The organism is Anatilimnocola aquadivae (assembly GCF_049819085.1).
Lineage (GTDB): Bacteria > Planctomycetota > Planctomycetia > Pirellulales > Pirellulaceae > Anatilimnocola.
The window spans coordinates 5,644,389-5,657,382 of record NZ_CP187419.1; the positions used below are offsets into that span (position 1 = coordinate 5,644,389).

Sequence of the window (12,994 nt, forward strand, 5' to 3'; positions counted from 1 at the left end):
GCAAGCACAACCGACCTCGAATCACCCATTTTCCGATAACCGTTTGATAACCATTCTGCCCCCTGTTCACACCGCAGGCTGAACAGGCCCTAAACGGGTGGTCGATCAACACTCCAACCAGTAGGTCCAGGTACTCCGTACCTGACGAACTCGCGGCTCCTCGCCGATCTCCATAAAATTTAAAATGTCATTGACACTAAGTCAACACATCGTAACAATAAATCCTTGTGCCGCCCTCTGACCGAAGCGACTGCCCTGAACTTTCCTCTTCAGGCCCGCAGGGTCGGCGCTCCGCCCTGGGTTAGAGGTTGAAAAGGCTTTCCCAGGGCGACGCTTCACGGCTGACGCCGTGGCGCTTTGCCCTGAGCTAACCTGTGGCCGCACCTTCGGTGCTAAGAAAACGATCGCGATCGTCGTCCAGCGGCTCTCGACTTTTAGAACAGCGCCGCGTCTTGGTAAAAGGTCAGATCCTCAGCTACTTCCGATTCAGCTACCATTCGAGTTGGCCAAGCACTGGCACCCTAGGCGAGCCGGTGGCGTAGAACAGAGCACTCGACAGTGCCACCATAGCAGCTTAAAGAGGTTGCCGATTGCATGTCTATTCCGCATTCGCTGTTCGATGATGACAATTTGGAGCATTTTGTCTACTTCTGCGATCAGATCGTACAGGCTGACTCGCATATCCAGCTTCGCTTGCTTCCCTTGCTTGAACAGCCGTTTAACTTTAGTGTTGGCCCGCTTGAGTTTTATCTATGGGGGTTAAATGGCTCAGCGGGACGGGTGAGAGCCAGGTTATATGAGTACTATCGGGATCCTAAGGACAATATTCGCAATCGCCTTGATCGGCTCCTATCGAGACGATCAATTAGTGTGGACAATGTCGAACTAGGGCTTGCTGCACCTCTCGTCGTGACTACGGCCTCAGATGCTGTTCGCATGATAGCTGTCACAGTTAGTATTCGAGTGAATTATTTGAGCATCTCATGCGATCCTGATTTTAGAGCGGATTGTGCATCGCGCTCGGCTTTCAAGCGATATACCCAGTTGTCGCCGTGTTCTGATTACGCTGTTGATGACACGCAGCCTGATGTGTCGGGTTTGCAGTTTGTGGCCGACGACGTTGTTCCTATCGTGATTCGGGGCAAAGATGCCATGTTACGCTTTGTAAAGACCATGGACGGCGTACTGTGGGAGGTAGTGATATATTTATTCGGCGACGATACGACGATCTTAGCGGGCGATCTCCTGCATCGTAGGTCGCGATGGCAAGAGGTCAGTGAGCTTAAAGTAGGCCTTTATCCGTATGTGTTGTATAGTCAGTTCGGCCATGTTTTGGCAGTAAGAGACTGACTGCGAGACTGGTAGTGCGTTACCTTGCTGCTCTGTGGAGTCCTTCCCAGGGCGACGCTTCACGGCTGACGCCGTGGCGCTCTGCCCTGGGCTAACCTGTGGCCGCACCTTCGGTGCTAACGAATCGAACACCTACTAAGGAACTCATGCCTGAGCGAACGATCAAGTGAGATCTACTCCTTGTATTCGCAATTGGCTTCGACTGCGACTCGCTGAAGTATGTTGATGAGGAAATTCAAGTCGCGCGGATCGGCCACGTCAGAAATTGGGAGCAAGGGTTCGCTAAAGCCGCCTTTTCCGTTCAACACGTTCAATTTCCAGCCGAATGCTTCATTCAGAAGTTGGCAATAGCGTTCAGCCAATGGGTACGCATGTGAGAACTTCTTGCAAGCTAAGTTAGCGCGGCCGCTTACATCGTAGCCGCCGACAAAATGGCCGAAGTAGAACTTCAAGCCCCGCCCTTGCACGGTCAGAAGGCTGACACTCTCGCCGACCGTCGGAATCTGGATCACAAAGCTTGGCTTTTTCGATGCTTGAAAAACGCAACTGCCAATTTCCTCACCACAATCGAATATTGCTTCGAATGCATTTATCTCTAATCGCCCTGCTCCCAGTTCGACTAATTTGGGCCGCATCGAACTCAAACACCAACGATGGCTCATTGCCAACTTATCCGGAAGAAGGTTCATGCAATCCTGCGGCGTCTCCAATTTCAATTCAGTTGGCATCGTCGACTGTCGCAGATTCTTGCTGACTCGAATTGATCGACGCAATTTCGGCGGAATCTGACAAACCAATTCGACAACTCGATCCTGCACCTCAACTGAGGCCCCCGCAGCACTTTCAGCCACGATCTGGGCGATTTCGCTGCGGATTTCTTGCGGCTTCATCGGCGTGATTTGCTCCAAATCAGCCAACCTCACTTCGCGGCTTTCCAGACTGTAAAACTCCCATGTTTTCGCGACCCAGTTATAAAAGAAATCAATGTGGAGCCATTGCGCACCCTTTTCAGCCGCGCAGAGCAATCCAGCTTGAGCAGCGCATTTCAAGAACCTCATCTTGTGTTCGACCATCTCAGAATTCCCGGCTTGGTTGGCACGTTACGCTGGCTGCTGATTCTGGTGGCACGTGCTACTGGATACAAGTCGATTTCCCACGCGAACAGCAATGAGCCTTACCGGGCTGGGTGGCACTGTCATTTTTGGGTGCCACTGGCTCTGCCAGTGCTTGACGTGTAGCAGCGTTCAGCTGGGCAAATCGCGGCTCAGGTGCCATTTTGCCAGCGGGCAGCAGCAATGATACCGGTCGACGGCGTGCTGGACAAATCGGTGGGTAACCTCTTTCCGGTGGATTAGAAATCGTTGGACAGCGGCGCGGCAGCATTTTCATCAAGCGGTGTGTAGAACCCGCGAGCGACCTGGAACTCGATGTAGGCCCGAATGAGCCCTTCGACAATCGCGAGCACATCTTCGAAGTGGTAAATCGGTCGGAACTCACCGCCGAAGGAGTGAAGCCGCTCTTGATGGCGCGGCAGCATTTGCTCGAGCGGCATTCCCTTCAAATACTGTGGCTTCATGACCGGCGGGCGGCTCTCTCGTGGCCAGCCATTGCTCGTTGCGATGTACTGGCCATCGACGGTTGCCGATACCAGGTTGTGTCGACTGATCATGCTGCCATCGATGGCCACGAATGCAACTTCCAGATACAAACGCGGATCCGCGGCCAGCATTCGCAAGATCGACGAGGTCGCGTGACCAGCTTCGTCACGCGTGATGGTGGTCCAATGTCCGCGGAACCCCATTGCTTCCGCTTCGGACTTAAAACGCAACAGATATTCGCCGACTCCCGGCGGCATATCGGCAAAGTCGGCACTCATTTCGCGCACGGGCGGAACCGCGTGGATGTACGTGGGATTGCGAGCTAGGCCCAACTGCAACGAAATCCACCGCCACAACCCCGTGATCGGATACTGCGACATCCGCATCTGCTCGCGCCACGTCAGCCGACGCTGGTCAACGAGGTACTTGGCCCCAGGCTGCTCCACCTGGGCCGGTACCGCCGGCGATTCGTAGGGATTGATCGAATCCATAGGGCTGGTTTCGGAATTGTGCACGTTTGGCTGGCCGCTGATTTTAGGTCGCACGCGGTGGTACTCCACTCGTGTTTGCTAGCCATTCTTAGGAGAGGTTGAGGCGTCTTGCCGGAGGGACCTCGTGTCATTCTGAGGTAAGGTTGTAGTGCTGGCGTCTCCGTGCATTGAACCCGTAGGGTTCGCAGCGTCTAGCCCCTGGTCGCTGCGTAGCAGCGCACCTGGGGTAGTCGTTCAAATGGTATCTCGATCCCGAAGGGATCGCAGCACGCGGATTACTCAAAATACGTTTCGTCGTACACAACCTCTGCTTTTCGCAACAGTTCAACCAGTTCATCGCGCGATGAAATGGTTCGATGATGCTCCTCCTGCCTGGCGATATAGCCCTGGACTCCCTTTCGGCCAGGCGGGCTAACCGTGAAAGCCGCATATCGCTCCTGCCAAGCGAAATCGGCCAAACCAACTTCTCTGTGCACCCAGCTCGACGCAGCCTTCTTCAATTCTCGCAACACGTCGCAAAGCTTGTGGGTCGATTTGAGCGTTACGAGCAAATGGACGTGATCAGCCACACCACCGACACCCAAGGGAAGCCCATCCAGGCCCAAAATCGTCCCACCCAAGTACTCGTGCAGACGCTCGCGCCATTCGACTGCAATGGTCGGCTCACGATATTTTGTCGCAAAAATAAGGTGGTAATGCAGGCTCAAGTAAGACATCGAGCGCCTCACCAGATTGGGTAATAAATTAGCAAGCTGGAATATCTCTTGGGAGTATTTCGCTGTCAAAATCATGACCGAAAGATCGCAGCAAATCGGAGGCTCTCCCTGCTGCGATCCCTGCGGGATCGTGATGCCATTTCGCAATCCATACCCCAGGTGCGCTGCTACGCAGCGACCAGGGGCTAACGGCTGAGAACCCTGCGGGTTAAAAACGCACGCTACCCAGGGCAGATGAGCTTAAGCGGAAGCGAGATACCGCTTCTCAATCTTCGCCGCCACCGTTCCAAACGCGTAGTAGCCCACGCTGAGGCGGGCGACGTGGGTGAGCAAGTCATAGGACTTCCAACGATCCATTCCGTAGTCGGCTTCGAGCCAGAGGATCAGCTTGGCGAAGGCTTCGGCGGTGGCGCGTTCCATGGGGCAACCGGTGGCGACGGTCATCAGCTCGGTCGGCGATTCGATACGCGGGCCGCTGATCTTCTTTCCCTTGCGCAGGTCGACGGTGATGGTCGACTCAGCAGGCATTTCGAGACCGCTGGCCGAGAGTTCGCCGTGCCCCATCGCCGCATGAGCATCGCCCAGGTAGAGGTAGCCGCCGGGAACAAAGACGGGCAGATAGATCGTGTTGCCCGGGCAGACTTCGATGATGTCCATGTTGCCGCCGTGAATGCCCGCCGGGATCGTCGTCGGCACGCCCCAATCGGGCGCGGTGCCGATGCAGCCCAGCATCGGCTGATAGGGAATCGTCAGCTTGTCGCTCCAGTGAATCAGCCCATCGCTAATCGGGCAGACATGCGTGCCGTGCGGACATTCGGTCCCCAGCCATTCGGCCAGTTGGCGCGGATCGCTGGTGCGCGTGGAACATTGGCCGATGAGCGGTTTGATCTCGCGAATGGTAATGGCCAGCGAATCGCCCGGCTGGGCACCTTCGATCCAGATGGGTCCCGTTTGTGGATTGCCCTGCGGCAGTTTGGTTTTGTCGCGGCGGTCGTCGTTTGTCCGAATCTGTCCGCTGAAGGCATCTTCACTTTCGACCACAATCGTCTCGCCGGGCTGAATCCGCAGGCGTGGCTCGTTGTGACGGCTGTACTCGTAATAGAGTGGTCCGATCGGCAGGCGTTGCATACAGAAAGTCCAGTTGGCGGGAATTTGGCAGGCGAACAGGGCAGCGCCGGCGCATTTTGGCAATGTTTTCTGGCCGTAGCTACACCTGCCGCTGGGCAGCAAGGCCGATTTTGTTAAAACGGAGCATTCATTATCGAAATTGCTCTCCGCTCGTTTGCTTGCCGATTGCACTCATGGCTGAAGTCTGGTTACGCACGAATCGCCGCGCCCTGCTCCTGGGTTTGATCTTGCCTGCGCTGGTGGCCCTTAGCGGCATCTTTCTGGCAGTCGCCGCCTGGCTCGAAGCGTGGCACTGGGGCTTCTTCGTGCTGGCGGGTGTCATCATCGCTGGGGCCCTGTTTTTGACCGGCAATATTTTGTGGATGGCCGCGCAGCCTCGCTTGGCGTACGAGCCCCACTCCTTGCTCGTTTATTTCGAACAAAAAGATCCCGTGCGCGTACCGCTGGAAATCGTCGAGTGCTTTTTTCTCGGTCAGGGGCCCAGCAACCTGCCGAATCTGGAAGGGCGAGAGCCCGAGACGAGCAACGTGATTGTGCGGCTCGCGGAACGAGCCAAGGACTGGCATCATCGCGATGTGAAGCCTGCGCTTGGTCATTGGTGCGAAGGTTACATCACCCTGCGCGGCGCTTGGTGCGAACCGATCAGCGGTGAAGGTCTCAAGCAACTCAATCACCGCCTGGCCGAAGCGCATCGCGATCAAAAGGCCGCGACGACGAAACCAGCGGAAATCGCGCAGTGACCCGCTTGCTTGTGAGTGTCACCAGTGCGCAGGAAGCCATTGTTGCGGCTGAGAACGGCGCGGACTTGATCGATATCAAAGATCCGCAGCAAGGTTCGCTCGGGGCCGCAGACCCGCAAGTTTGGCGCGAAGCCATCGCCGCCATCGGCGACAATTTTCCTGTGAGTGCCGCACTCGGCGAATTGTTGGACGAACAATCGCTGGCTCGCGCGCAACAGACGAGCGGTCTTATCTTCGCCAAGGTCGGCCTCGCCGGTTGCGGATCGCAAGATCAATGGCGAACTCTCTGGATGAAGTGGCAATCGTCGCTTGCCAGCGGCACGCAAGCCGTGGCAGTGATCTACGCCGACTGGCATGTCTGCGCTGCTCCGCCACCCGCGGATGTGTTGCAGTTGGCAATCGACCAACAGGCAGCAGCCATTTTGGTCGACACGTTCGATAAATCGCGCGGCTCGCTCTGGCAGTGCTACGAAGTGAGCGAGCTTGCGATCCTCGCACGCGCCGTGCAGCAAGCGAAACTCAAGCTGGTCCTCGCAGGTTCCTTACAACTCACCGACCTTCCCCAACTCTTGCCACTCCGGCCCGATTACATCGCCGTGCGCGGCGCTGTGTGCAACGATTCACGCACGAGCAACATCGATCCGGCCAAAGTGCGCGCGTGGTCGCAGGCGCTGCGCGATGCAACGAACGACGCGCGTTGAGCAATTCGCGCAGGCACTGTCAAGCGCTCGCTGACATTTTCAATCGCGCGTTCATTACAAGAGGCAATCTCTTTGCTTGACTTGCGCGGTGCATAGTTCAATACTGGCGGCGTCGCTGGTGAATCGTTGCCAGTCTTTTCTTTCGACGGTTGACACGCGACAAGTTTGCTCCCGACGAATTTGCCTCTTCCCAGGGGCGTGGGGACGTCAACTGCAGGCCTCTCATCAGCGCTCAGGGCTTGCGGTGTTCGAAGCAGCGACTGTTCCAGCCCGCGTCTAAGGAGAACTTCCGTGCCTCGTAGCGTGTTAGAAGCCATTCGAGATGGTGAGTGGAATTACGAACCCGATCAGCAGGCTGCGGAGGGAGTCGAAGCGACTGGAGCTTTGCCCGGCACCACGGAAAAACTCGATGTGCTGGCCGAGCGTCTTCGACAAGGGCTGCCGCTCTGGCATCCACGCGACCGGATGGATTACGAACATCTGAATGAACGGTAGAATGACGGCAGTCCCGTCAACCGTCCTTCGCAAGGAAGTTCGTGCATGCCCTCGCTCTCGATTAAAGTTCCTCATGCTCTCGAAATCGCCGATGCCGTGAAGCGTCTGCAGTCGTTTTTGGAACAGGTTCGCCAGGACCACGGCGACCGAGTCAGCAACGTGCAGGGCGAATGGAGCGACGACACGCTCAAGTTTGGCTTCACGGCAATGGGCATGGCCATTAATGGCAACCTGGTCGTCTATCAGGAAGAAGTGCACGTCAGCGGCAATCTGCCCTTCGCGGCGTCGTTCTTTCGCGGCCAGATTGAACAGACGATCAAAGGCGAGTTGGAAAAACTGCTGGTGTGACGACTTCACTGCAACTCGTCATTTTCCGCCTGTGTCTGTTATGACGAAACGTGCTGGTGAGCCACGCATATCTTCGGTGAATTCTTCGCGGCAGTTGGCTGACTTGCGCGAATGAGCGGGTAGATTTGTGTACCCCTCTCTCGGCTGCAAGAAGCAACCGTAGTGAACGCGCCGCGAACACAGGAATCTGCGATGTCGGCTCAAACTGCCTACGACGAAGTGCTGTACGAAAGCCATCCGTTCGCGCAGACGCATCCCAATCGGCTGGCGACCATCGGCAAGCTGTTCGGCATGCAACCGGCCCCGCTCTCGCGCTGCCGCTTTTTGGAGTTAGGCAGTTCCAGCGGCGGCAACATCATTCCGCTGGCCGAACGCTATCCGCAGAGTGAGTTCGTCGGCATTGATGCTTCGTCCCGGCAAGTGGCCATCGGCCAGCAGACCGTCCAGTCGCTCAACCTCACCAATCTGCAGCTGTTGCACGAAGACATTCTTAAGTTTTCTGCGCAGCAGGGTAAGTTCGACTACATCGTCACACACGGCGTGTTCTCGTGGGTACCGCCGAATGTGCAAGATGCGATTCTGCAGATCTGCAAAGATCATCTCACGCCGAATGGCATTGCCTACATCAGCTACAACACCAACCCGGGGTGGCGCCTGCGCGGCATGATTCGCGACATCATGACCTACCGCGCTCGCAACATCAGCAATCCGGCTGAGAAGCTGCGCGAGTCTCGCGCGCTGCTCGACTTTCTCGCCGAGTCGGTACCGACCAAGAACAATGCCTACGGCATTCTGCTCGCCGACGAAGTGAATCATATTCGCCCCAAACAGGACTGGTACCTGATTCACGAGTACCTCGAAGAAGTCAACGAGCCGGAGTACTTTCACCAGTTCATGGATCGGGCCCATTCGCATCAGCTGCAATACCTGGGCGAAGCCGATTACAGCACGATGCTGGCCAGCAACTTTCCGCCCGAAGTCGAAGCCACGCTGAAGAAACTGGGTGCCGATGTCATCGAGACCGAGCAGTACATGGACCTGGTGCGCAATCGCACCTTCCGCCAAACTCTGCTCTGTCACGAGTCGATGAAGCTCGATCGGACGATCCCGCCCGAGCGCATTTATGACATGTATGTCGCTTCGTCATCGGAACCAGAAGGGGGCGCGAAGATCGATCCCCGCAGCTGGGACCCCGTGACATTCAAACGGCCGGGCTCGACGCTCTCGACGAAGGAACCGCTCCTCAAGGCGGCGATGCTCGAACTCCGAGCTGCTTGGCCGCAAGCGATTCCGTTCATGGAATTGCTGGCTAACGCGCGCGGTCGGTTGCATCCCGGCACGCAAGTAATCGAAACCGAGCGGGCTGCCAACGATGCTCGCAATCTGGCTCGTCCCTTGCTCCGCTGCTACGCCACCACGCACGTCGACCTGCACGCGGAACCGCCGCAGGTCTCGTACCACATCAGCGAGCAACCCGCCCTCTCGCGTCTGGCCAGGTTGCAAGCAACCCAGCCGGGCGGCATCACGAACTTGCTGCATGAAGTGGTCCAACTGGGCGACTTCGAACGGCAAGTAGCCAAGCTGCTCGACGGCACGCGCGATCGCGCGGCCATCGTCGACACGCTGGCTCAACTCGTGGCCAATAAGACGCTGGTGGTTCACGAAAAAGGAAAGCCCGTCGCCGACATCGATCAGGTGCGTGTCATCCTCGGCAAGGTGCTGGAAGATGCGCTGCCGTCGCTGGCTCGCAAGAACCTGCTGCTGGCGTAAGAAAAACCAACCAGACCGCTGCCGCTATTTTTCCAGCGGTACAATCAGCGGTGCGATAATCACACTGGCCACAATCGGCTGCAGCGGATTATCGCCGTAGCGAACCGTGCGGCCGCGATCGTTTACGCCGACAAACAGGCACTGCGCGCCGACCATTGGCGCATTGAGTTCGCCACTGAGTGGCACCAGCACCATTTGCTCAAAGCCGGCAAGCTTCACGAGCAAAGCCCGCTCTTGCTTTCGGCCTTCCACCACACGCTGCACGGTGCCAAAGAAGATGACTCCCGCACCGGGACGTGTCAGTTCCTTCTCGGCATACTCATTCACGACGATGATCTGGCCACCGTCTTTCCATTGGTGCTGGTGCAGTTGAGCCGCGACACGATCGGCCTCTTTAATCAACTCGTCCAGTCGTGGGCCGAGTGCATTCTTGGTTGTAAAATGTTCGGGCGCGTTGGCGAGCGTGACACCCCAGGCCAGATGTTGCAACCGAGCATAGTCGGACCATTCATGCACTTGCCACTTCGTCGCCCGTGCTTCGTCGGCCACTTGCTTTAGTTTCGCCGCCGAAGTTTGCCAGGTGGCATCGCGCACGCGAACTTCACTCGATGCAAACCGCTCCAAGGGCTGCACTTCGTCGAGTCTTTGTTTTTCCAGAGAGCCCAGTGCCTCGATGGGCAGGGCATAGCTGTAACCGGTCTGCCGATCGACCCACAGGTTGATCCCGATCACGGCTCCCGCTTCATCGGCGAGCGGCCCGCCACTGTTCCCTTCCGAGAGCTTGGCGGTGTGTTGAATCCAGTTCTGCTCGCTGTCGCTCTCGGTCAGTTCGCGGACAAACTTTTGTAAGTTGCCGGGCAATTCGCTCGTTTTGATCAGCCGACTAACCTTGCCATCGAATGGGGAAAATTCGATTCCCTGCGGATGTCCCCAGGCGACCACCGGCTTGAGTTGACTGGGCTGTTGCTTGGCGATGGTGATGGGCACGAGCGAACTCGGCGGCTCTTTCAGTTGGAGGATGGCCAAGTCGTTCGTTGCATCGACGGCCGCATAGCCAGCGACATCAAACACACGCCCATCACTCAACCGCACGACGGCGGCGGTCGCACGATTCGCGACGTGCAAACAGGTGACGAACTCTCCCTGGTTGTTCAGCACAAAGGCGCTGCCAATCACTTCTCGCCCCGCAGGACCATCAGCTTCGACGAGAGCGACGCTCTCGCGCAACCTGGCTAAGCCGGCGGTAACAGGCGGCGCGATCTTGGCTGGACGTGATCGCTTTTCAGTTTCATCATTCTCATCATCAACAGGCGCAGTCTGCACACTCGGATTAATCACAATATCGTTGCGCCGCGAAGAACGACGCTGCGTGAACAACTCATTCCAATATTCCCACGGCCTAAGTGCGGTGATGGCGAGAATCAGGAGCAGTGTGATTAGCAGTGCTCGTAGCAACTTGCCACGACCGGTTCGCCTCGGGCGCGCGCTGCTCCGCTCGGTCGAAATCGCGGGCACATCGGGGAGTAATGTTGGTTCGCCTTCCACGCCGGCCATCTTACCATGCCGATTTATTTCGCCGCGCCCTTCAGTTTGAAATACAACCGTTGCACTTCCGGCAAGCAACAACGTCCGCTGACTGCTGCTGTAGCACAACGTGCTTCGGACGATTTCGATCGGGCCAGCAGTTCGCGAATACGCCGCGGGGTCGTATCGAACACATCATCCTGCACATCTTCGAGCGTGAAGCCAAAGCAGCCACAGAGCGGCGCTGCCGGATTCTTGGGATAGACAGGCTCGGCTATCGCCGTGGTTTCGATCGTGGCTTCCATTGCATCAAAGTAGACCACGGGGCAACTCGCAGCCGGGCAGAAGTAGATGGTATCGCCCAGCTGCTTGCGCAATTCCTGTGGCGCGAAATGACTGACCGCCGATTCGGGCACAGCATCGCCGATACTGTCGCAACGGGGGCACAGCACGTCGTTCGTATCGGGTTCGCGCGTAAAAGCTTTGTTCATGCGCGAATCATACCGCGATCGGTCGCTGCCGGTAACCCAAGCCGATGGAAGCTCGTCAGCTTGCTGTTGCCAGTCCCAGCGAGGATCATGAGTGCAGCCGACTTCAGCCCGCCACCGACCACGCCTCAATCACGATCATGCCAAACTCGCGCCCACGCCCGCATATCTCGTCTCCGCTGCGGCGCAGAGACATCGTGCAAGCCGGCGCGATTAGTCTGCTCGGTCTTTCACTGCCGCAGTTACTGGCTGCGGAAGATCAGGCTCGTGTGCAGGCCGTCGCTATGCCGAAGCAAAAGGCCAAGGCGGTGATTCTGCTCTTCATGTGGGGCGGACCGGCTCAGCAGGAAACTTGGGATTTGAAACCCAACGCGCCGGCCGAGATTCGGGGCGAGTTCAAGCCAATCTCGACCAACGTCCCAGGAGTTCAGATCAGCGAGCACTTTCCGCTCCTCGCTCAGCGGTGCGATAAGCTGGCGATCATTCGCTCGATGACGCATGGCGATGTGAATCACACGACCGCCACCCACTACTTGCTCACGGGCCAACCGCCACGACCGGGCGGCGACCTGCGCGGCGATTGGCCCAACATGGGCGCGGTTCTTGCCAAACTCGGTCGTGGTAAAGATCCACTGCCGCCGTTCGTACAGATGCGCCCTAAGATGCCCGGCGATGTGCCAAGATTTGTCGAAGAGAGCCACGGTCAACTGGCCGGTTGGTTAGGCGCGTCATGGGATCCACTCACGATCGATGCCCGCCCCGATCTGCCCGACTATCGCGTCGGCGATTTTCAATTGCAGGAAGGACTCTCGCGCGAACGATTGCAAAGTCGCAAGTCACTACTCGGCTCGCTCGAAGACCGACTCAGTAACTTGGAGCAAATTGGCGCGCTCGGCGCACGTGCGCGGCACTACAGCCGAGCCTTCGATCTGCTGGCAACCGGCGTTGGTCAGACCGCTTTCGATCTAACCGCCGAGCCCGATTCCGTCCGCGATCAATACGGCCGCAATCCGCATGGACAGTCGGTGCTGCAGGCTCGCAGGCTTATCGAACGTGGCGTGCCCCTGGTCACCGTGTTCTGGCCCAACGATGGCATCAAGAATGTCAGCGTCTACTGGGATACGCACAGCCGCAATTTCATCGATCACAAAGAACGGCTGATGCCCCCCGCCGATCGCGCCTTTTCAGCATTGCTCGATGACCTTCAGCAGCGCGGTCTGCTCGACGAAACGCTCGTCGTCTGGACGGGCGAATTTGGTCGCACGCCAAAGATTGGTCAGCGCAACAGCGATGCTGGCGCGGGAACTGACGGCCGAGATCATTGGCCCAACTGCTTTACGACGGTCCTTGCCGGTGGTGGCATCCGCGGCGGGCAAGTGTACGGTGCCTCTGATCGCCACGCTGCATTTCCGGTCGATAATCCCGTTAACCCTGTCGATCTGATTGCCACCATTTATCATCAGCTGGGAGTGCCCGAAGGACTGGAGTTGCACGACGGTCTGGGACGACCTTTTGTCATTTGCCCAGGTAAGCCGATTCTGTCGCTGACGTAGTTTTTCAACCGCCCTGCCCCTGCGGCAGCGGTTTATTAGCTTTTGCACTACTCGCTTCCGCACGCTCCAATCGCTATCGTTTAGCGGACCAG

The 12,994-nt window shown here is 57.5% G+C and carries 13 protein-coding genes; 7 read left to right on the top strand and 6 right to left on the bottom strand.

The features are described from left to right. Positions 1-594 precede the first annotated feature (594 nt). Positions 595-1,350, top strand: a complete 756-nt coding sequence (locus NA78x_RS22215; RefSeq protein WP_425614573.1) for a hypothetical protein — start codon at positions 595-597, stop codon at positions 1,348-1,350. A 173-nt stretch (positions 1,351-1,523) separates the two neighbouring features. Here NA78x_RS22215 and NA78x_RS22220 read toward each other — a convergent pair whose 3' ends face one another. The 4 genes from NA78x_RS22220 to NA78x_RS22235 all read right to left on the bottom strand — a co-directional run bounded on the left by NA78x_RS22220 (position 1,524) and on the right by NA78x_RS22235 (position 5,283). Beyond that, the gene (locus NA78x_RS22220) at positions 1,524-2,423 is read right to left on the bottom strand and encodes a hypothetical protein (RefSeq protein ID WP_425614574.1); all 900 of its coding nucleotides are present in this window, start codon (positions 2,421-2,423) and stop codon (positions 1,524-1,526) included. Positions 2,424-2,701: 278 nt separating this feature from the next. Then, the gene (locus tag NA78x_RS22225; protein WP_425614575.1) at positions 2,702-3,439 is read right to left on the bottom strand and encodes a hypothetical protein; all 738 of its coding nucleotides are present in this window, start codon (positions 3,437-3,439) and stop codon (positions 2,702-2,704) included. 275 nt (positions 3,440-3,714) lie between these two features. Next, a complete protein-coding gene (locus NA78x_RS22230) occupies positions 3,715-4,302 on the bottom strand; it encodes a transposase (protein ID WP_425614576.1) in 588 nt (195 codons plus the stop codon). Between the two features lie 93 nt (positions 4,303-4,395). Continuing rightward, a complete protein-coding gene (locus NA78x_RS22235; protein ID WP_425614577.1) occupies positions 4,396-5,283 on the bottom strand; it encodes an acetamidase/formamidase family protein in 888 nt (295 codons plus the stop codon). 173 nt (positions 5,284-5,456) lie between these two features. Here NA78x_RS22235 and NA78x_RS22240 point away from each other — a divergent pair, with 173 nt between their 5' ends. The 5 genes from NA78x_RS22240 (at position 5,457) to NA78x_RS22260 (ending at position 9,337) form a co-directional block, all read left to right on the top strand. After that, positions 5,457-6,023, top strand: coding sequence for a hypothetical protein (locus NA78x_RS22240; protein ID WP_425614578.1), 567 nt, complete (start codon positions 5,457-5,459; stop codon positions 6,021-6,023). Next, positions 6,020-6,724 carry a (5-formylfuran-3-yl)methyl phosphate synthase gene (locus NA78x_RS22245; RefSeq protein WP_425614579.1) on the top strand — a complete coding sequence of 235 codons (705 nt, stop codon included), beginning with the start codon at positions 6,020-6,022 and terminating at the stop codon, positions 6,722-6,724. The genes NA78x_RS22240 and NA78x_RS22245 overlap by 4 nt, the downstream gene beginning before the upstream one ends. A gap of 291 nt (positions 6,725-7,015) precedes the next feature. After that, positions 7,016-7,219, top strand: coding sequence for a hypothetical protein (locus NA78x_RS22250; protein WP_425614580.1), 204 nt, complete (start codon positions 7,016-7,018; stop codon positions 7,217-7,219). Between the two features lie 45 nt (positions 7,220-7,264). After that, positions 7,265-7,567: a polyhydroxyalkanoic acid system family protein gene (locus NA78x_RS22255; protein WP_425614581.1), complete on the top strand. Its 303-nt coding sequence runs from the start codon at positions 7,265-7,267 to the stop codon at positions 7,565-7,567. Between the two features lie 192 nt (positions 7,568-7,759). Continuing rightward, positions 7,760-9,337: a methyltransferase regulatory domain-containing protein gene (locus NA78x_RS22260; RefSeq protein ID WP_425614582.1), complete on the top strand. Its 1,578-nt coding sequence runs from the start codon at positions 7,760-7,762 to the stop codon at positions 9,335-9,337. Between the two features lie 24 nt (positions 9,338-9,361). Here NA78x_RS22260 and NA78x_RS22265 read toward each other — a convergent pair whose 3' ends face one another. Both NA78x_RS22265 and NA78x_RS22270 read right to left on the bottom strand, forming a co-directional pair. Further along, complete coding sequence (locus NA78x_RS22265) at positions 9,362-10,891, bottom strand: S1 family peptidase (RefSeq protein ID WP_425614583.1); 1,530 nt, start codon at positions 10,889-10,891, stop codon at positions 9,362-9,364. Between the two features lie 14 nt (positions 10,892-10,905). Further along, a complete protein-coding gene (locus NA78x_RS22270; RefSeq protein ID WP_425614584.1) occupies positions 10,906-11,352 on the bottom strand; it encodes a hypothetical protein in 447 nt (148 codons plus the stop codon). 137 nt (positions 11,353-11,489) lie between these two features. Between NA78x_RS22270 and NA78x_RS22275 the strand changes: the two genes are divergently transcribed. Next, positions 11,490-12,902, top strand: a complete 1,413-nt coding sequence (locus NA78x_RS22275; RefSeq protein ID WP_425614585.1) for a DUF1501 domain-containing protein — start codon at positions 11,490-11,492, stop codon at positions 12,900-12,902. Positions 12,903-12,994: the final 92 nt, after the last annotated feature.

Excerpts from the sequence above, each read along its gene's own strand:
- NA78x_RS22215 (WP_425614573.1), top strand. The coding sequence starts at position 595 with ATGTCTATTCCGCATTCGCTGTTCGATGATGACAATTTGGAGCATTTT.
- NA78x_RS22220 (WP_425614574.1), bottom strand. The coding sequence starts at position 2,423 with ATGGTCGAACACAAGATGAGGTTCTTGAAATGCGCTGCTCAAGCTGGA.
- NA78x_RS22225 (WP_425614575.1), bottom strand. The coding sequence starts at position 3,439 with ATGGATTCGATCAATCCCTACGAATCGCCGGCGGTACCGGCCCAGGTG.
- NA78x_RS22235 (WP_425614577.1), bottom strand. The coding sequence starts at position 5,283 with ATGCAACGCCTGCCGATCGGACCACTCTATTACGAGTACAGCCGTCAC.
- NA78x_RS22240 (WP_425614578.1), top strand. The coding sequence starts at position 5,457 with ATGGCTGAAGTCTGGTTACGCACGAATCGCCGCGCCCTGCTCCTGGGT.
- NA78x_RS22255 (WP_425614581.1), top strand. The coding sequence starts at position 7,265 with ATGCCCTCGCTCTCGATTAAAGTTCCTCATGCTCTCGAAATCGCCGAT.
- NA78x_RS22260 (WP_425614582.1), top strand. The coding sequence starts at position 7,760 with ATGTCGGCTCAAACTGCCTACGACGAAGTGCTGTACGAAAGCCATCCG.
- NA78x_RS22265 (WP_425614583.1), bottom strand. The coding sequence starts at position 10,891 with ATGGCCGGCGTGGAAGGCGAACCAACATTACTCCCCGATGTGCCCGCG.
- NA78x_RS22270 (WP_425614584.1), bottom strand. The coding sequence starts at position 11,352 with ATGAACAAAGCTTTTACGCGCGAACCCGATACGAACGACGTGCTGTGC.
- NA78x_RS22275 (WP_425614585.1), top strand. The coding sequence starts at position 11,490 with ATGCCAAACTCGCGCCCACGCCCGCATATCTCGTCTCCGCTGCGGCGC.